The sequence below is a fragment of the Pseudomonas sp. St29 genome (genome assembly GCF_001547915.1).
GTDB lineage: Bacteria > Pseudomonadota > Gammaproteobacteria > Pseudomonadales > Pseudomonadaceae > Aquipseudomonas.
Genome location: NZ_AP014628.1, coordinates 566,765 through 585,139, shown reverse-complemented (window position 1 = coordinate 585,139; position 18,375 = coordinate 566,765). Strand labels below are relative to the sequence as shown.

Sequence of the window (18,375 nt, the reverse complement as noted above, 5' to 3'; positions counted from 1 at the left end):
AACGAGCCGGGGAGGCATATGCCTCCCCGCCTCGAGAATCCAGCACCGCGGCCTTCACCGCCGGTTCAGTTTGGGCGAGCCCACAAGGCTCGCCGAAATAGGAGTGGCCCTGTCAGGCCGCTTAGCTTAGCCCCAGCTCGCGCCAAATCCGTAACACTTCCCGTCGTTCGGTCACGAATTGATCACCGGTAATGATTCCGGCCTCATTCTGCAACGCCTGTCGGTGAGCCGCAGAACGATAGGCCTTGTAGACCTCGCGCAGCAGGCTGGCATCGCTCGCCGGCATCAGGCCGACCTGCTCCAGACCTTCCAGAATGCGGATGTTATCGGTGTAGCGCAGCAATGACGGGTGCTCTTCGGACCACGCCAGGGCCGCGTATTGCACCATAAATTCGATATCGACGATACCTCCGGCGTCCTGCTTGAGGTCGAACGGCGCCGTGGCTTCGAAGGCGTTGGCCGCGGTTCCGGCGGCGGTCAGGCGACTGCCCAGGTTGTCGCGCATCTTGGCCCGCATCTCACTGACTTCCTGGCGCAAGGTCGGCAGGTCGCGCTTTTTGCCCAACACCACGGCCCGGACTTTTTCAAAGGCCTGCCCCACATCCTGGCTGCCCACCAGCACCCGGGCCCGGACCAGCGCCTGATGCTCCCAGGTCCAGGCTTCGTTCTCCTGATAGCGGGCAAAGGCCCCCAGGGAACTCACCAGCAACCCCGACGCGCCGGACGGCCGCAGGCGCATGTCCACTTCGTACAACTGGCCGGAGTTGGTCTGGGTGGTCAGCAGATGGATGATGCGCTGCCCCAGCCGGGTGAAGAACTGTGCACCATCGATGGGTTTCGGACCGTCGGTTTCGGCCTGGGGGTCGCCATCATGGATGAACACCAGGTCCAGGTCGGAGCCGTGGCCCAGCTCGATGCCGCCGACCTTGCCGTAGCCGACGATGATGAACCCCGGATCACACAAGGTGCCATCGCTGCGCAGTGGCGCACCGTACTTGGCCACGGTCTGGCGCCAGGCCAGGGCCAGCACCTGCTCCAGAATCGCCTCGGCGAGCCAGGTCAGGTAATCGCTGACCTTCATTAAAGGCAGGCTGCCGGCGATCTCCGAGGCGGCCACCCGCAACCGGTGGGCCAGCTTGAAGTGGCGCAGCGCCTCCATCTGCTGCTCCAGGTCGTCCTCGGGAATCCGCGTCAGGCGCTCGCGCAGCTCGGCCGCCAGCTCCGGCGCCAGGGGCGGCTTGAACAGGCGCCCTTCATTGAGCAATTCATCCAGCAGCAGTGGAAAGCGGGTGATCTGCTCGGCAATCCATGGGCTGGCCGCGCACAGGGTCAGCAAGCGGCGCAAGGCGCCAGGGTTTTCGGTGAGCAGCACCAGATAGGCCGAACGCCGGGCTACGGCCTCGACCAATGGCAGCACCCGTTCCAGTACCAGATCCGGATTGGCGTGCTCCACGGCCTGGGCCAGCAAGCGTGGAATAAAGGCATCCAGGCGTTCGCGCCCCAGGCGCTGCATGGCGCGCAACTGCGGGCTGCCGCGCAAACTGGCCAGGGCCCGCAGGGCCTTGGGCGCATCGACAAAGCCGCCCTCCTGCAACTGCCGGCAGGCTGCCTCCTCGTCCTGGGCCTCCTCCCACAGCGGCAGCCACTCGCCGCCCACCACCACTTCGCTCTCCGCGCCGTCATCGTCATCGGGATCGGCAATCACCTGGCGGAAGTGCCACTCCACCCGTCCGCGCCAGTACATCAACTGTTCATGGAAGGCGCTCCAGTCGGCAAAGCCGAGCATGAAGGCGATTCGCGCCTGGTCCTGGGGATTGTCCGGCAGCATCTGCGTCTGGCGATCGGCAATGGCCTGGATCGCGTGCTCGGTATAACGCAGGAACTCGTAGCCCTCGCGCAGCTCGCTGATCACTGCCGCCGGCAAATAACCCTGCCCCTCCAGCGTGCCCAGCACCTTTAATAAAGGACGCTGCTGCAGGCTCAGGTCGCGACCGCCGTGAATCAGCTGGAAGGCCTGGGCGATGAACTCGACTTCGCGAATGCCTCCCGAACCCAGCTTGATGTTGTCGGCCATGCCCTTGCGCCGCACCTCCTGCTGGATCAGCTGCTTCATGGTGCGCAGCGCCTCGATGGCGGAGAAGTCCAGGTAACGGCGATAGACGAAGGGCCGCAGCATGTCCAGCAATTGCGCCCCGGCCACCTGATCCCCGGCGACCACCCGGGCCTTGATCATGGCGTAGCGCTCCCAGTCGCGCCCCTGATCCTGGTAGTACTGCTCCAGGGCATTGAAGCTCAGCACCAGGGCCCCGGCGGAACCGTAGGGCCGCAGGCGCATGTCGACGCGGAACACGAAACCGTCGACGGTCATCGGGTCCAGGGCCTTGATCAGCCGCTGGCCCAGGCGAATGAAGAACTCCTGGTTATCCAGGGCACGCTTGACCCCCACCGTCTCGCCGCCTTCGGGGTACGCGAAGATCAGGTCGATGTCCGACGACAGGTTGAGTTCCACCGCCCCCAGCTTGCCCATGCCGAGGATGACCATCTGCTGCGGCTCGCCGCTGCGGCCACCGGTGGGCACGCCGAATTGCTGGGTATGACGCAGATACAGCCATTGATAGGCCTGGTCGATGCAGGCGTCGGCCAGATCGGACAGGTCGCGGCAGGTCTGCACCAGATCCGCCCGGCGGGTCAGATCGCGCCAGATGATCCGCACCTGCTGCCGGGTGCGCTGACGCCGCAGCACCCGCCCCAATTGGTCGTCGCTCTCGGCGGTGTGCACGGCTGCGGCAATCTGTGCGCACAACTCTCCGGGGGCGAAACCGCGATCGAGTTCGCCGCTGCGCACCAGCTCCAGCAACATCAAAGGGTCACGCAGACTCTGTTCAATGACGAAGTCGCTGGCGGCACCGACCCGGGCAAACTCGGCCCAGCGCTCGGCAGTCCAATCCGCGACGCCGGGGCTGTCTTCCAGGGCCGCCACCGCAGCGCGGAACGACTGCTCTGCACGGCTGACCAATGGCAGAAGAATCGCGGGAACTGGGGCAAGCGCGGGCAGACTCATGGGCTATCCTTGATCGGCGTGGAAAAGGCAGGCGGAGAGGGATATCGAGGGCAAGCAGCCTGATGGACTGTCGAACAAAAGTTAGAAATAGCTGAAAATAGGTTTTTTTTGGCAGCCGGCATTAATTTTTTACCTATTCCCGTTAGTCACCGACCAACAGTAACGATTATTCTCACAACGCAGCAGGAGGCCATAAGCCGCTCTTCTGTAGTTTTACTACTCGTATATACATTCGAAAGGCTGAAATGGCCGACGATTTGTAGTAAAACTACACGCCGCCGGATCAACCTCCGGCAATCCAAGAATTTATAATCGTCTGCCCACAAGGCCAGTCGCAAACTCAGGCAACCGATTCTGGAAGCCTTTCCGCCCTGGAGCAAGCCATGCAAGACCTCGATCCCGTCGAAACCCAGGAATGGCTGGACGCCCTGGAATCGGTTCTCGACAAAGAAGGCGAAGACCGTGCTCACTATCTGATGACCCGTATGGGCGAACTCGCGACCCGCAGCGGCTCGCAACTGCCCTACGCCATCACCACGCCGTACCGCAACACGATTCCCGTCACCCACGAAGCACGCATGCCTGGCGACCTGTTCATGGAACGCCGCATTCGCTCGCTGGTACGTTGGAACGCGTTGGCCATGGTCATGCGTACGAACCTGAAAGATTCTGACCTGGGCGGTCACATCTCCAGCTTCGCCTCCAGCGCCACCCTGTATGACATCGGCTTCAACTACTTCTTCCAGGCCCCGACCGACGAACACGGCGGCGACCTGATCTACTTCCAGGGTCACGCATCGCCAGGCGTCTACGCCCGTGCGTTCATGGAAGGTCGCATCACCGAAGAGCAAATGAACAACTTCCGCCAGGAAGTGGATGGCAACGGCCTGTCGTCCTATCCACACCCTTGGCTGATGCCTGACTTCTGGCAGTTCCCGACCGTTTCCATGGGTCTGGGTCCGATCCAGGCGATCTACCAGGCGCGCTTCATGAAGTACCTGGAAGCCCGCGGCTTCATCCCGGCCGGCAAGCAGAAAGTCTGGTGCTTCATGGGCGACGGCGAGTGCGATGAGCCGGAATCCCTGGGCGCGATCTCCCTGGCCGGCCGCGAGAAGCTGGACAACCTGATCTTCGTCATCAACTGCAACCTGCAGCGCCTCGACGGCCCGGTTCGCGGCAACGGCAAGATCATCCAGGAACTCGAAGGCGTGTTCCGTGGTGCCCAGTGGAACGTCAACAAGGTGGTCTGGGGCCGTTTCTGGGACCCGCTGCTGGCCAAGGACGTCGACGGCATCCTGCAACGCCGCATGGACGAAGTCATCGACGGCGAGTACCAGAACTACAAGGCCAAGGACGGCGCGTTCGTCCGTGAGCACTTCTTCAACACCCCTGAACTCAAGGCGATGGTTGCCGATCTGTCCGACGACGAGATCTGGAAGCTCAACCGTGGCGGCCACGACCCGTACAAGGTCTATGCGGCCTACCACGAGGCGGTCAACCACAAAGAACAACCGACCGTGATCCTGGCCAAGACCATCAAGGGTTATGGCACCGGCGCCGGCGAAGCGAAGAACACCGCGCACAACACCAAGAAAGTCGACGTTGAAAGCCTGCGTCTGTTCCGCGACCGCTTCGACATTCCGGTGAAAGACGACGACCTCGAAAACCTGCCGTTCTTCAAGCCTGAAGAAGGCAGCGCCGAAGCCCGCTACCTGAGCGAGCGTCGTGCTGCACTGGGCGGTTTCGTGCCTCAGCGTCGCGCCAAGAGCTTCAGCATCCCGACTCCGCCACTGGATACCCTCAAGGCCATCCTCGACGGTTCCGGCGATCGCGAAATCTCCACCACCATGGCCTTCGTGCGGATCCTCGCGCAGCTGGTCAAGGACAAGGAAATCGGCCAGCGCATCGTGCCGATCATCCCGGACGAAGCCCGTACCTTCGGTATGGAAGGCATGTTCCGCCAGTTGGGCATCTACTCCTCCGTCGGCCAGCTCTACGAGCCAGTCGATAAAGACCAGGTGATGTTCTACCGCGAAGACAAGAAGGGCCAGATCCTCGAAGAAGGCATCAACGAAGCGGGCGCCATGAGCTCCTTCATCGCGGCCGGTACTTCGTACTCCAGCCACAACCAGCCGATGCTGCCGTTCTACATCTTCTATTCGATGTTCGGCTTCCAGCGTATTGGCGACCTGGCCTGGGCTGCCGGCGACAGCCGCACCCGCGGCTTCCTGATCGGCGGCACCGCCGGCCGTACCACCCTCAACGGTGAAGGCCTGCAGCACGAAGACGGTCACAGCCACATGCTGGCCGGGACCATCCCGAACTGCCGCACCTTTGATCCAACCTACGGCTACGAGCTGGCGGTGATCATCCAGGACGGCATGAAGAAGATGACCGAAGAGCAACAGGACGTCTTCTACTACATCACCGTGATGAACGAGTCCTACCAGCAGCCAGCCATGCCTGAAGGTGTCGAGGAAGGCATCATCAAGGGCATGTACCTGCTGGAAGAAGACACCCGCGAAGCCGCGCACCACGTGCAACTGATGGGCTCCGGCACCATCCTGCGCGAAGTCCGCGAAGCGGCGAAGATCCTGCGTGACGAGTTCAACGTCGCAGCCGACGTGTGGAGCGTGACCAGCTTCAACGAACTGCGTCGCGATGGCCTGGCCGTAGAGCGCAGCAACCGCCTGCACCCTGGCCAGAAGCCGAAGCTGAGCTACGTCGAAGAGTGCCTGAGCGGCCGCAAGGGTCCGGTCATTGCCTCTACCGACTACATGAAGCTGTTTGCCGAACAGATCCGCCAGTGGGTGCCGTCCAAGGAATTCAAAGTCCTGGGCACCGACGGTTTCGGCCGCAGCGACAGCCGCAAGAAACTGCGTCACTTCTTCGAAGTAGACCGTCACTTCGTGGTGTTGGCAGCCCTGGAAGCCTTGGCTGACCGTGGCGACATCGAACCCAAGGTCGTGGCTGAAGCCATTACCAAGTTCGGTATCGACCCGGAAAAACGCAACCCACTGGACTGCTGAGGAGACTTTCTGTGAGCGAACTCATTCGCGTACCTGACATCGGCAGCGGTGAAGGTGAAGTAATCGAACTGATGGTCAAGGTCGGCGATCGCATCGAAGCCGACCAGAGCATCCTGACCCTCGAGTCGGACAAGGCCAGCATGGAAATCCCTGCACCGAAGTCCGGCGTGGTCAAAAGCCTGAAAGTGAAGCTGGGCGACCGCCTGAAAGAAGGCGACGAACTGCTGGAGCTGGAAGTCGAGGGCGCCGCTGCTGCGGCCCCTGCCCCTGCCGCCGCTGCGCCAGCCCCTGCACAGCCAGCCGCTGCGCCTGCTGCTGCCGCTCCGGCTGCCGCACCGGCCAGCGCTTCGGTGCAACAGGTTCACGTGCCGGATATCGGCTCGTCGGGCAAGGCCCAGATCATCGAGATCCAGGTCAAGGTCGGCGACACCGTCGAGGCTGACCAGTCGCTGATCACCCTCGAATCCGACAAGGCCAGCATGGAAATCCCATCGCCGGCTGCCGGCGTGGTCGAGAGCATCAGCGTCAAGCTCAACGATGAAGTTGGCACGGGCGACCTGATCCTGGCCCTGAAAGTGGCCGGTGCCTCGGCGCCTGCCGCTGCCGCCCCGGCCCAGGCCGCAGCGCCGGCCGCCGCACCTGCGCCAGCCGCTGCACCCGCCGCCCCGGTGGCCGACAGCGTGCAGGACATCCACGTTCCGGATATCGGCTCGGCCGGCAAGGCCAAGATCATCGAAGTCCTGGTCAAGGCCGGCGACAGCGTGGTTGCCGACCAATCGCTGATCACCCTCGAATCCGACAAGGCCAGCATGGAAATCCCATCGCCAGCCGCCGGCATCGTGGAAAGCGTATCGATCAAGCTGGACGACGAAGTCGGCACCGGCGACCTGATTCTCAAGCTCAAGGTCAAGGGCGCCGCCCCGGCAGCCGCTCCGGCACCTGCCGCCGCCCCTGCCCCGGCGAAAGCTGAAGCTGCTCCTGCCGCCGCCGCGCCTGCCGCTGCAGCCCCGGTTGCCGCACCGGCCAAGCCTGGCGCGAAAGTTCACGCCGGCCCGGCCGTGCGTCAACTGGCCCGGGAATTCGGCGTCGAGTTGAGTGCCGTGAGCCCAAGCGGCCCACACGGTCGCATCCTCAAGGAAGACGTGCAGGTCTACGTCAAGGCGATGATGCAGAAGGCCAAGGAAGCACCGGCTGCCGGCGCAACCGGTGGCGCGGGCATCCCGCCGATCCCGGTCGTGGACTTCAGCCGCTTCGGTGAAATCGAAGAAGTGCCGATGACTCGCCTGATGCAGGCCGGCGCCGCCAACCTGCACCGCAGCTGGCTGAACGTGCCACACGTGACGCAGTTCGATTCGGCGGACATCACCGAACTGGAAGCCTTCCGCGTTGCCCAGAAGGCCGTGGCCGAGAAGGCCGGCGTCAAGCTGACCATCCTGCCGCTGCTGCTCAAGTCCTGCGCCCACCTGCTCAAGGAACTGCCTGACTTCAACAGCTCCCTGGCCCCAAGTGGCAAGGCGATCATCCGCAAGAAGTACGTGAACATCGGCTTCGCCGTGGACACCCCGGATGGCCTGCTGGTGCCGGTGATCAAGAACGTCGACCAGAAGAGCCTGCTGCAACTGGCCGCCGAGGCCGCTTCCCTGGCCGAAAAAGCCCGGACCAAGAAGCTCTCCGCGGACGAGATGCAAGGCGCCTGCTTCACTATCTCCAGCCTAGGGCACATTGGCGGCACCGGCTTCACGCCGATCGTCAACGCGCCGGAAGTGGCGATCCTCGGTGTGTCCAAGGCCACCATCCAGCCAGTCTGGGACGGCAAGGCCTTCCAGCCGAAGCTGATGCTGCCACTGTCCCTGTCCTACGATCACCGTGTGATCAACGGCGCGGCCGCCGCACGCTTCACCAAGCGTCTGAGCGACCTGCTGGCGGACATCCGCACCATTCTGCTGTAACCCGCGAACCGGCCCTACCGACAAGGGCGGGCCGGTATCGCACGCTTTCCGAGCGCCACGCTCGTACCTCAACCCCGTCAATTTGGCGGGGCTTTTTTTTGCCGAAAAAACCTCGCCATTGGCCCGTCAATCCGTGAGTCAAAGGCCCAGAAAAGTAACTTTGCAGAAATACTTGTGCCTGCCGATACAGGTTTATAGCACTTAGCCTTCATCTTACTTGTCAGTCGATGCGCCATGATGCAACCTTGCCGCAGGCAACAGTAAAGAGGGCGTGAGCCCGGCGCGATCAGCAATTTCGAAGCGAGTTTCCCCATGAAAAGCCAACCCGATGCCGCCAGCCGTATGGCGGCCGAGGTAGTGACGCAGTTGCCCGTGCCCTCGCGGCTCGGCATGTTGCGTTTCGAACGGCTGAATGAAGCAAGCTGGGCGCTGCTATTTCTCGATCCCAATTGCGAACGCCAGTTCGGTCTGCCCGCCGTCGAACTCTGTGCCCTGGTGGGTTCGCCCTACGCCAGCCTGATGGAGCCCGAAGCGCGCTATCAACTGCACGACACCATCCAGGAACAGCTGAGCAGCAGCCCCCATTACCTGATCCGCTACACCCTGCACACCGGCCAGGGCCCCTTGAGCATCCTGGAGCTGGGGGAAGCCTACAAACAGCACAACCGGCACCTGCTGCGCGGCTACCTGCTGGTCGTCGACGGCCTGTTCAGCGGCTCCGCGCCCCTGCCGACCCAGGACCTGGAAACCCAGAACACCAGACTGCAGATCGCCCTGGAACTCAACCAGCGGGCCCAGCAGGAACAACTTCAGCACCTGGAACGGGTGCGTGCCCAGCAGGACCTGATTCTGCTGCTGACCCGCCAGCGCTACAGCAGCGGCAACTCCCTGAAGGAAGCCGCCGAACTGATCACCCGCTGCGCCTGTGATATCTACCAGATCGACTGTGCCAGCATCTGGAACCTGGAAGACCGGCAACTGGTGCCGATTGCCGCCTACCATCGCGGCCCGCAGGAATACCGGATGCCGGAGCCCATCGACGCCAGCAGCTTTCCCGATTATCTGGAAGCCCTGCACAGCTCCCGCGCCATCGATGCGCAGAACGCCATGCGTGACCCGCGCACCCGGGAGATGGCCGAGAGCCTGCGCCCGAGGGACGTCAACGCCATGCTCGACGCCAGCATCCGTATCGATGGCCAGGTGGTCGGCGTCCTCTGCCTGGAACAGACCGGCATGACCCGCGCCTGGCAGTCCGACGAAATCGCCTTCGCTGGCGAGCTGGCGGACCAGTTCGCCCAGGTCATCAACAATCACAACCGGCGTGCCGCCACCAGCGCCCTGCATCTGTTCCAGCGCGCCGTGGAACAGAGCGCCAACGCCTTCCTGCTGGTCAACTGCGACGGCGTGGTGGAGTACGTCAACCCGAGCTTCACCGCCATCACCCAGTACAGCACCGAAGAGGTTCATGGCCATCGCCTGTCCGAACTTCCGGCCCTGGAGAACCTCAGCGAACTGCTGTTCGATGCCCCCTCCAGCCTGGCCAAGAGCAACAGCTGGCAAGGCGAGTTCAAGAGCCGGCGCAAGAACCTCGAGCCCTACTGGGGCCAGCTGTCGATCTCCAAGGTCTACGGCGACAATCGCGAGCTGACCCACTACATCGGCATCTACGAAGACATCACCCAGACCAAGCTGGCCCAGCAGCGCATCGAGCGCCTGGCCTACACCGACAACCTGACCAACCTAGGCAACCGCCCCGCGTTCATCCGCAACCTGGATGAGCGTTTCGCCCGAGACAGCGATACCCCGATCAGCCTGCTGCTGGTGGATATCGACAACTTCAAGCGGATCAACGACAGCCTCGGCCACCAGACCGGCGACAAACTGCTGATCAGCCTGGCCCGGCGCCTGCGCAACAGCCTGAGCCCCAGCGGCAGCCTGGCGCGTTTTGCCAGCAACGAGTTCGCGGTACTGCTGGACAACACCGACCTGGAATCCGGCCAGCAGATCGCCAGCCAACTGCTGATGACCCTGGACAAGCCGATGTTCGTCGACAACCAACTGATCAGCGTCACCGGCTCGGTGGGCCTGGCCAGTGCGCCGCTGCACGGCCGCGACCCCCAGACCCTGATGCGCAACGCCGGCCTGGCCCTGCACAAGGCCAAGGCCAACGGCAAGCACCAGGTGCAGGTGTTCACCGAAGCCCTCAACGCCGAGGCCAGCTACAAACTGTTCGTCGAGAACAACCTGCGTCGCGCCCTGACCCAGAACGAGCTGGACGTGTTCTACCAGCCCAAGCTGTGCCTGCGCAGCGGCCGCCTGCTGGGCATGGAAGCGCTGTTGCGCTGGAATCACCCGGAAAAGGGCATGATCCGTCCGGATCAGTTCATCAGCGTGGCGGAAGAAACCGGCCTGATCATCCCCATCGGCAAGTGGATCGCCCGTCAGGCCTGCCGCATGAGCAAACAGCTGACCGCCGCCGGCCTGGGCAACCTGCACGTGGCCATCAACCTGTCGCCCAAGCAGTTCTCCGACCCGGATCTGGTGGCCTCCATCGCCAGCATCCTCAGGGAAGAACAACTGCCGTCCTCACTGCTGGAGCTTGAGTTGACAGAGGGGCTGCTGCTGGAAGCCACCGAGGACACCCACCAGCAACTGGAACAGCTGAAAAAGCTCGGCCTGACCCTGGCCATGGACGACTTCGGCACCGGCTATTCGTCCCTGAGCTACCTGAAGAAATTCCCCATCGACATCATCAAGATCGATCGCAGCTTCATCCACGAGATCCCCGACAACCAGGACGACATGGAAATCACCTCGGCGGTGATCGCCATGGCCCACAACCTGAAGATCAAGGTGGTCGCCGAAGGCATCGAAACCGCCGAGCAGCTGGCGTTCCTGCGTCGCCATCGCTGCGACGTCGGCCAGGGCTACCTGTTCGACCGACCGATTCCCGGCACCGAGCTGATCGCCAAGCTCAAGCGCTATCCCCGCGGCCCAATTGCCTGACAGCGCTGTAACACTCGGGCAAACTGCGTGTCTGATTAATTACTCGATCCCACCCTGACTGAGAGGACTGATCATGGTTCTGCGCTCGGAAATTCTGGTGAAAAAAAACGTGCTACCTACCAAAGAACAAGCTCTGCCTGGCCGCGAAACCCCGATGACACTGCCTGAAAAGCACTTTGTCTTCGAAGACACCCCGCTGCTGGGTCCGTTCTTCCAGGACGTCGACTTCGCGATCTTCGGCCTGGGCTGTTTCTGGGGCGCCGAACGTCGCTTCTGGCAGCGCGAGGGCGTGGTCAGCACCGTGGTCGGTTACGCCGGCGGCTTCACGCCGAACCCGACATACGAAGAGGTCTGCTCGGGCTTAACCGGCCACACCGAAGTGGTACTGGTGGTGTATGACAAGGCCAAGGTCAGCTACAAAGAACTGCTGGCGATGTTCTGGGAACTGCACAACCCGACCCAGGGCATGCGCCAGGGCAATGACATCGGCACCCAGTACCGCTCGGTGATCTACACCACCAACCCGGCCCAGCTGGAGCAGGCGCTGCACAGCAGGGACGTGTTCCAGGCGGAGCTGACCAAGGCCGGCCTGGGCACCATCACCACGGAAATCGAAGAAGCGCCGACTGTGTACTTCGCCGAGGCTTACCACCAGCAGTACCTGGCGAAGAACCCTGAAGGCTACTGCGGGATCGGCGGCACCGGAGTGACTTGCCCCATTTGAAGCAGTTGCGAGCTGCAAGCCTCAAGCTGCAAGAGGTTCACCGTCGACTTGAGGCTTGTCGCTTGCCGCTTGCCGCTTATAGCTTGCGGCTTGTAGCTGCTACTCAGCTATGAGCCAGTCCATCTGCCAGCCACCCTGGGTCTGGCCGAGCTTCTTCGACAGCCAGGGCAGCAGCTCGCGCAGCTCCTCCTCCAGGCCCCAAGGCGGATTGGCAATCGCCAGGCCCGAGCCGTTGAGGCTGTTGGGCGTATCCAGCGGATGCACCAGCAACTCCACCCGCAGCAGTTTCGGCGCACCGGTGCCGGCCAGGTCCTGGTAGAAACGCCGCAGGGCGCGCTGGTCCTTGACCGGGTACCAGATGGCCGCCACGGTCTGGCGCATGCGGCCAATGGCTTCCTTGAGCGATGCCGCACAGCGCTGCATTTCGTCCAGCTGTTCAAAAGGCGGGTCGATCAGCATCACCGCGCGCTTCTCCGCCACCGGCAGCAAGGCCCGGGCCACATGCCAGCCTTCCCCCAGGTGCACCGCCACCCGCCGATCGCCCTTCATGTTGTCCTTGAGCAACAGGCCGTCTTCAGGGTGCTTCTCATTGAGCAGCACCCGGTCCTGGGAGCGGGTCAGGCGCCGCGCCAGCTCCGGCGACCCCGGGTAGTAACGCAGCTCGCCATCGGGGTTCATCTTGTGCAGCACCTGCATGTAGTCGGCGGTCAGCGCCGGCAGATCCTGTTCGCCCCACAAGCGGGCGATGCCTTCCAGATACTCGCCGGTACGGCTCGCCTGATCGCCCTTGAGGTCATACAGACCAATGCCGGCGTGGCTGTCGAGGTAGGCGAACGGCTGCTCCTTGCGCGACATCAGGGCGATGAGGCGGGTCAAGGTCAGGTGTTTGAAGACGTCGGCGTGATTGCCGGCGTGGAAGGCGTGACGATAGTTCATGGTTGCTCCTGCGCAGGAGCGCAAGTTTACCTTGTGTGCAGCCTGTCGTCAGTTCACGGCAGGCCCGTACCCGGCGCAGTCGACGACGGGTACGGGGGAGTGGCTCAGGCGAACTCGTGGCTGACCTCGGACCACAGGCTGACCCGCCGTCCCGAGGATTCGAAGACCTCGATCTCGCGCTTGATTCCGCCGCTGTCCTTCCAGCCAGGCAGGTCGAGCACGATCAGCTCCTCCATCATCGCCATGTACAGCGCATCCACCGGCGCCCAGAGCTTGCCGATGGCGGCGTTGTCCTTGCCCACCAGGCACAGGTTGATCGGGTGGGACATGCTCACCTGGCTGAACACGGCATGCCCGGCTTCCAGTATCTGCGCCGCCACCTGGTTGCACTTGAGAAAACGCTCATTGATGACGGCCGGCTCGGAGTGACTGTAGGGGCAGGCGAGGAAAATCTTGCGCATCGTGACCTCGAAATCATGGGGAGGTGGAGCGGGCCATTCAGGCCCGCGCGGGTTGCAGGGCAAAGGCCGCGGCCTGTTCCTGCTCTTGTTGCTCATAACGCTGGGCGGCCGGCACCGAGATACGAATGGCGATCGCCACCGCCAGCAGGCCGCCGAACAGTTTGCCGAACAGAATCGGCAGGATCAGGCTTGGCTGGAAGTTCGCGGTGAACGCCAGGTGGTCGCCGATCAGCGCCTGGGCACAGACCCCGAGGGCCACGCACAGCACCTTGTCGCGGGCAGTCATGTGCTTGAACAGGTGGTAGGTGGCGATGATGTTGGCGAACACCATGACAAAGCCCGCCGCACCGGTGCTCGACAGGTTCAGTTGGCGCCCCAGCAGTTCCATGGGCTTCTTGCAGTAGCGCTGGAACAGGTAGCAGATGGGGAAGGTGCCAGCGAGCATGATGCCGATGTAGCCAGCGATCTCGATGGCCCGGAACAGCTCCTTCTCGTCGGCAAACATCGGGTCGAAGCCCCAGCCGCCGAAGTTGATGCTGAAGAACTTGGTGAAGTGCTCGACGATGCTCAGCGCCAGGATCAGCTTGATCGCCGCGTCCATGATCTTGCCGAACACCAGGAAGCCCTTGACCATCATCTGCGGCCGGTAACGCAGCCCCGCCGCCAGCAGGAAGCAGAACACGAACAGCGGCGCCAGCAGCTTGAGCATGTCGACGAAGCCCAGGGACAGGTAATACAGCGCCTCGGAGTTGGTGGAAACGATGTCCCGCACCGGCAGCTGGGTCGCTGTGATGATCAACAGCGACATCAATACCGCGAAGGGAATGCTGATCAGCCCGGCCATGGCGCCCAGGGCCAGGTACTTGTGGTCCTTGCGTTCGAGCATCGTCAGGCCCACCGGGATCAGGTAGACGATGGTCGCCCCCGAGGTGTAGCCCACCAGCATCGCGGTGATCCACAGATCACGGTTGGCGGTCAGCGCATTGGCCAACTGGTAGCCGCCCATGTCCACGGCGATGATCGACAGCGCCGCAATCGACACATCCGACCCCAGGGCGTTGAAAAACGGTCCCAACGCATGGGAAATGCCCTGCGACAGGTAGGGAATCGCCACCATGATCCCGGCCTGGGCCAGGAACACCGGGCCGATGGAGTGGATACCGTTGACGAACTCCTTACCCAGGCCACTCTCGGGCTTGATGATGGATGACAAGGCGCCGATCACGGCGCCCAGCATGATCAGGTAAATGACGTAGTTTCCAAATTCAGCCATGTGGGTTCATCTCTCTGCGCGTCATTTATAGGGTTCCCCCATCGGGGAAGTTCTTGTTGAGGCCAGCACGGGTTACCCATCGCACAGGTGGCGATGGAGCAGGTGAGGAAACACAGGGCATATCCCGTGCCACAATGTGTATTAGTTGTGGTTTTTACAGACAAATAACCAAATATCGGTCAAAAAAAGCGCTCGGTGTTGCCCCGATAGGCCGACAGCCCTATTGAAATCTCATGACTGCTGAGCATTGTGAAACGTGCAAGTAAATGCTTAACTTTTCCAGCGAACTTGACCGAATACGCACATTTCTGAGTCATGAGTGTGCCTAAGTAACAAAAAATGCCCATTTGTGTGGCGAAGTACCACTAACGGAAAACACCATGCGCCCCAACGAACGACGACAGCACATTCTCGAACTCCTGCGCCAGCGCGAGCGGATCTCCGTGGAAGAGCTGGCGCGCATCACCGCCACCTCCCAGGAAACCATCCGCCGCGACCTCAGCGAACTGGCGGAAAGCGGCCTGGTCACCAAGTTCCACGGCGGTGCGGCGCTACCACCGACCGGCGAGCACGAAAACACCTTCCAGACCCGCATGAACGAACATGCGGTAGAGAAACGCGCCCTCGCCCGCTACGCCGCCGGCCTGTTCTGCGCCGGTGACAGCATCTTCATCGATACCGGCACCACCACCCTGTTCTTCGCTCGCGAACTGGCGCAGCACACGCGCCTGACGGTCATCACCAACTCCCTGCCGATCGCCGGCTGCATTGGCGAATCGGGCAACCGGGTGTTCATGATCGGTGGCGAATATCGCCCCGACTCGACCCAGAACGTCGGCACCCTGGCCCTGGAGCAGATCACCCGCTTCAACGCCGAGCATGCCGTGATCACCATCGGTGCACTGAATGAAGACGGCGCCATGGATTTCTCCATCGAAGAAGCCGAAGTGGCCCGCGCGATGATTGCCCAGGCCCGCCAACTGACGGTCATCGCCGACTCATCGAAGCTGGAACGCCGTGGCCTGTTCAAGGTATTCCCGCTGGAGCGCATCGACCGCCTGGTGATCGATCGCCAGCCCGGTGCCGAGCTGCTGGCCGCACTGGAGAAGGCCGGCGTGGACGTGCATGTCGTGACACAGCCCTGAGCCCCGGGCTATTGCAGGAAATAGTTTTCCACAGCAAAAACCACAGTATAGCGACCGATAAATGACCGAATAGAAAATAAAAACAACAAATATGGCGCGCATTATGCTTTGATTCCTGCACAGATCCTTGGGTGTTACCGCAGGAAACAGGCTTTTATATGACCGAACTTTATCCGAACAATGTGACTTTCGATGTGGCCGTCGTCGGTGGCGGGGTCGTCGGTTGCGCCATGGCCCGGCGCTTTGCCCTGGAAGGCGCACGGGTGGTGGTGCTGGAAAAGGGCAGCGACATTCTTTCCGGCGCCAGCAAGGCCAACAGCGCCATCCTGCACACCGGCTTCGATGCCCCCAGTGACAGCCTGGAATTGCAGTGCATGCAGGCCGGCTACCAGGAATACCTGGAAATTCACTCGGCGATGAATCTGCCGCTGCTCAAGTGCGGGGCACTGGTGGTGGCCTGGAACGCCGAGGACCAGGCCAAGCTGCCGGGGATCCTCGCCCAGGCCCAGGCCAATGGGGTCGACAATGCGCGCCTGTTGGAACGCAGCGAGATCCTCGCCCTTGAACCGCATCTGGCCAATCACGCCGTGGGCGCGGTGCTGGTGCCCGACGAACACCTGATCGACCCCTGGTCCGCGCCCCTGGGCTACCTGCAACAGGCCATGGCCCACGGTGCCCGGGTGCAGTTGCAGTGCGAGGTGCAGCAAGGCCAGTTCGACGGTGACGCCTGGACCCTGCATACCAACCAGGGCACCTTGCGCAGCGCCCAGGTGATCAACTGCGCCGGGCTGTTCGGCGACACCCTGGAGCACAACCTGCTGGGCCACAGCGAATTTCGCATCATGCCGCGCAAGGGCCAGTTCGTGGTCTTCGACAAGGCCGCGACCAAACTGCTGGAGCGCATCGTCCTGCCGGTGCCCAACGAACGCACCAAGGGCATCGTTCTGACCCGCACCGTCTACGGCAACCTGCTGGTGGGGCCCACCGCCGAAGAACAGGAAGACCGGGTGCATGCAGGGCTCGACGGCCCGACCCTGCAAAGCCTGATCGACGCCGCCGTGGAGCGGATTCCCGCCCTCGCGGGGATGCCGGTCACCGCCACCTACGCCGGGCTGCGCCCCGCCAGCGAAAAGAAGGAATACCGGATCCAGGCCGACCACTCCCGGCACTGGATCACCGTCGGCGGCATCCGCTCCACCGGGCTCACCGCCGCCCTGGGCATTGCCCGGCACGTCTATGGCCTGTACAGCCAGCGCCGCCAGCACCATCCGGTGCGGGAGCCGGTCTGGCCGCAGATGCCCAACCTCGCGGAGCACTTGCCCCGCGACTGGCAACGCCCCGGCTATGGCGAAATCGTCTGCCATTGCGAACTGGTGACCCGTCGCGAAATCGAGAGCGCCTTGCACAGCCCCCTGCCCCCTGGCGATCTGGGCGGGCTCAAGCGTCGCACCCGCGCCTGCATGGGACGCTGCCAGGGTTTCTATTGCTCGGCCCAGGTCGCCGAACTCAGTGCCAGCCAGCTGGCCGTCCCACTTGCCACAGGTCGTTGCCATGAACAGCACTGAACTTCTTCAGGCCGAAGCGGCCATTATCGGCAGCGGCCCGGCGGGCCTCGCGGCAGCCATTGAACTGCGGCGCCAGGGCATCGGCCCGGTGATTGTCATCGAGCGTGAAAGCGAGGCCGGCGGCATTCCCCGGCACTGCGCTCACCCGCCCTTCGGCATGGGTGAATACCAGCGTGTTCTCAGTGGCCCGGCCTACGCTCGGCGCAATGTCGAGGCCGCGTTGCAGGCCGGCGTGGTCGTGCTGCTGCGCCACACCGTGGTCAGCCTGGAACCCGGCGGCCTGTTGCGCCTGGCCAGCCCCGACGGGCCGCGGCAGATCCAGGCACAAAAGGTCCTGATCGCCACCGGCGCCCGGGAAACCCCGCGCTCGGCACGCCTGCTGTCCGGCGACCGCCCAGTGGGCGTGATCAACACCGGAGCGTTGCAGAACTTCCTTTATATGCAGCACCTCAAGCCCTTTGAGCGGCCGCTGATCGTCGGCACCGAACTGGTCAGCCTGTCCGCCGTGCTCAGTTGCCGGCGCGCCGGAATCCGCCCGGTGGCGGTGCTCGAAGCCAACACCCGGGCAACCGCGCGCTGGCCGCTGTCGCTGTTTCCACGCTTGCTGGGCATCCCCATGCATTTCGGCGCGCAACTGCTGGCAATCAATGGCACCGGCCGGGTGGAATCGGCCCAGGTGCGCCTGGCCGACGGTCAGCTGCGCGAGATTGCCTGCGACGGCGTGCTGCTCACGGGCCAGTTCACCCCGGAATCGAGCCTGGTGCGCCAGAGCCACCTGCAACTGGACAGCGGTAGCGGCGGGCCGAAGATCGACCAGTACGGGCGCTGCTCGGACCCGGCCTACTTCGCCGCCGGCAACCTGCTGCGGCCGATCGAGACCGCCGGCTGGTCGTACCGTGAAGGGCGGCGCATCGGCAGCCTGATGGCCCTGGCCCTGTGCGGCCAACTACCCGCCCCGCATGACGCGCTGACCCTGAAATACGCAGAGCCGATCAAGCTCGGCGTACCGAGCAGGCTGGTGCGCGGCGAGCTTGCGGGCCTGCGACACATCCAACTGCGGGTCAGCCGGGCGGTCAGTGGCACCTTGCGGGTCCGCGCCCAGGGCCTGGACCTCTGGAGCCGCCCGGTCTCGGCACTGCCGGAACGGCGCCTGCTGATTCCCCTCAAGGAACTGCAACTGCCGGAACACCTCGACCAACTGGACATCCGCATCGACTAGGCCCGTC

At 63.2% G+C, this 18,375-nt stretch carries 11 protein-coding genes; 7 read left to right on the top strand and 4 right to left on the bottom strand.

From position 1 onward, the window contains the following. Positions 1-121: 121 nt before the first annotated feature. Positions 122-3,061, bottom strand: coding sequence for a bifunctional [glutamate--ammonia ligase]-adenylyl-L-tyrosine phosphorylase/[glutamate--ammonia-ligase] adenylyltransferase (gene glnE / locus PST29_RS02560; RefSeq protein ID WP_060842297.1), 2,940 nt, complete (start codon positions 3,059-3,061; stop codon positions 122-124). A 383-nt stretch (positions 3,062-3,444) separates the two neighbouring features. Here glnE and aceE point away from each other — a divergent pair, with 383 nt between their 5' ends. From aceE to msrA, 4 genes are all read left to right on the top strand, one after another. Then, a complete protein-coding gene (gene aceE / locus PST29_RS02555) occupies positions 3,445-6,090 on the top strand; it encodes a pyruvate dehydrogenase (acetyl-transferring), homodimeric type (protein ID WP_060837216.1) in 2,646 nt (881 codons plus the stop codon). Positions 6,091-6,101: 11 nt separating this feature from the next. Next, positions 6,102-8,039: a dihydrolipoyllysine-residue acetyltransferase gene (aceF, locus tag PST29_RS02550; protein ID WP_060842296.1), complete on the top strand. Its 1,938-nt coding sequence runs from the start codon at positions 6,102-6,104 to the stop codon at positions 8,037-8,039. 312 nt (positions 8,040-8,351) lie between these two features. Continuing rightward, positions 8,352-11,045 carry a sensor domain-containing phosphodiesterase gene (locus PST29_RS02545; RefSeq protein ID WP_060837214.1) on the top strand — a complete coding sequence of 898 codons (2,694 nt, stop codon included), beginning with the start codon at positions 8,352-8,354 and terminating at the stop codon, positions 11,043-11,045. 73 nt (positions 11,046-11,118) lie between these two features. Then, entirely contained in the window at positions 11,119-11,769 is a 651-nt protein-coding gene (gene msrA / locus PST29_RS02540; protein WP_060837213.1) for a peptide-methionine (S)-S-oxide reductase MsrA, read from the top strand. A 99-nt stretch (positions 11,770-11,868) separates the two neighbouring features. Here msrA and PST29_RS02535 read toward each other — a convergent pair whose 3' ends face one another. The 3 genes from PST29_RS02535 to eutH form a co-directional block, all read right to left on the bottom strand. Continuing rightward, a complete protein-coding gene (locus PST29_RS02535) occupies positions 11,869-12,705 on the bottom strand; it encodes a 23S rRNA (adenine(2030)-N(6))-methyltransferase RlmJ (protein ID WP_060837212.1) in 837 nt (278 codons plus the stop codon). Between the two features lie 104 nt (positions 12,706-12,809). Further along, positions 12,810-13,166 (bottom strand): DUF1937 family protein, encoded by a 357-nt coding sequence (locus PST29_RS02530; RefSeq protein WP_060842295.1) that lies wholly within the window; start codon positions 13,164-13,166, stop codon positions 12,810-12,812. A gap of 37 nt (positions 13,167-13,203) precedes the next feature. Continuing rightward, positions 13,204-14,439, bottom strand: coding sequence for an ethanolamine utilization protein EutH (gene eutH, locus PST29_RS02525; protein WP_060842294.1), 1,236 nt, complete (start codon positions 14,437-14,439; stop codon positions 13,204-13,206). A gap of 380 nt (positions 14,440-14,819) precedes the next feature. Here eutH and PST29_RS02520 point away from each other — a divergent pair, with 380 nt between their 5' ends. The 3 genes from PST29_RS02520 to PST29_RS02510 all read left to right on the top strand — a co-directional run bounded on the left by PST29_RS02520 (position 14,820) and on the right by PST29_RS02510 (position 18,368). Beyond that, positions 14,820-15,584 carry a DeoR/GlpR family DNA-binding transcription regulator gene (locus PST29_RS02520; RefSeq protein ID WP_060842293.1) on the top strand — a complete coding sequence of 255 codons (765 nt, stop codon included), beginning with the start codon at positions 14,820-14,822 and terminating at the stop codon, positions 15,582-15,584. 158 nt (positions 15,585-15,742) lie between these two features. Continuing rightward, on the top strand, positions 15,743-17,149 hold the full coding sequence (locus PST29_RS02515) for an NAD(P)/FAD-dependent oxidoreductase (RefSeq protein WP_060842292.1): 1,407 nt from the start codon (positions 15,743-15,745) through the stop codon (positions 17,147-17,149). Next, on the top strand, positions 17,136-18,368 hold the full coding sequence (locus PST29_RS02510; protein ID WP_060842291.1) for an NAD(P)/FAD-dependent oxidoreductase: 1,233 nt from the start codon (positions 17,136-17,138) through the stop codon (positions 18,366-18,368). The genes PST29_RS02515 and PST29_RS02510 overlap by 14 nt, the downstream gene beginning before the upstream one ends. Positions 18,369-18,375 lie beyond the last annotated feature (7 nt).

What these genes read in the sequence shown, in the direction of transcription:
- eutH (WP_060842294.1), bottom strand. Translation starts at nt 14,439, where the DNA reads ATGGCTGAATTTGGAAACTACGTCATTTACCTGATCATGCTGGGCGCC.
- PST29_RS02515 (WP_060842292.1), top strand. Translation starts at nt 15,743, where the DNA reads ATGACCGAACTTTATCCGAACAATGTGACTTTCGATGTGGCCGTCGTC.
- PST29_RS02535 (WP_060837212.1), bottom strand. Translation starts at nt 12,705, where the DNA reads ATGAACTATCGTCACGCCTTCCACGCCGGCAATCACGCCGACGTCTTC.
- glnE (WP_060842297.1), bottom strand. Translation starts at nt 3,061, where the DNA reads ATGAGTCTGCCCGCGCTTGCCCCAGTTCCCGCGATTCTTCTGCCATTG.
- aceE (WP_060837216.1), top strand. Translation starts at nt 3,445, where the DNA reads ATGCAAGACCTCGATCCCGTCGAAACCCAGGAATGGCTGGACGCCCTG.
- PST29_RS02545 (WP_060837214.1), top strand. Translation starts at nt 8,352, where the DNA reads ATGAAAAGCCAACCCGATGCCGCCAGCCGTATGGCGGCCGAGGTAGTG.
- PST29_RS02530 (WP_060842295.1), bottom strand. Translation starts at nt 13,166, where the DNA reads ATGCGCAAGATTTTCCTCGCCTGCCCCTACAGTCACTCCGAGCCGGCC.
- PST29_RS02510 (WP_060842291.1), top strand. Translation starts at nt 17,136, where the DNA reads ATGAACAGCACTGAACTTCTTCAGGCCGAAGCGGCCATTATCGGCAGC.
- PST29_RS02520 (WP_060842293.1), top strand. Translation starts at nt 14,820, where the DNA reads ATGCGCCCCAACGAACGACGACAGCACATTCTCGAACTCCTGCGCCAG.
- msrA (WP_060837213.1), top strand. Translation starts at nt 11,119, where the DNA reads ATGGTTCTGCGCTCGGAAATTCTGGTGAAAAAAAACGTGCTACCTACC.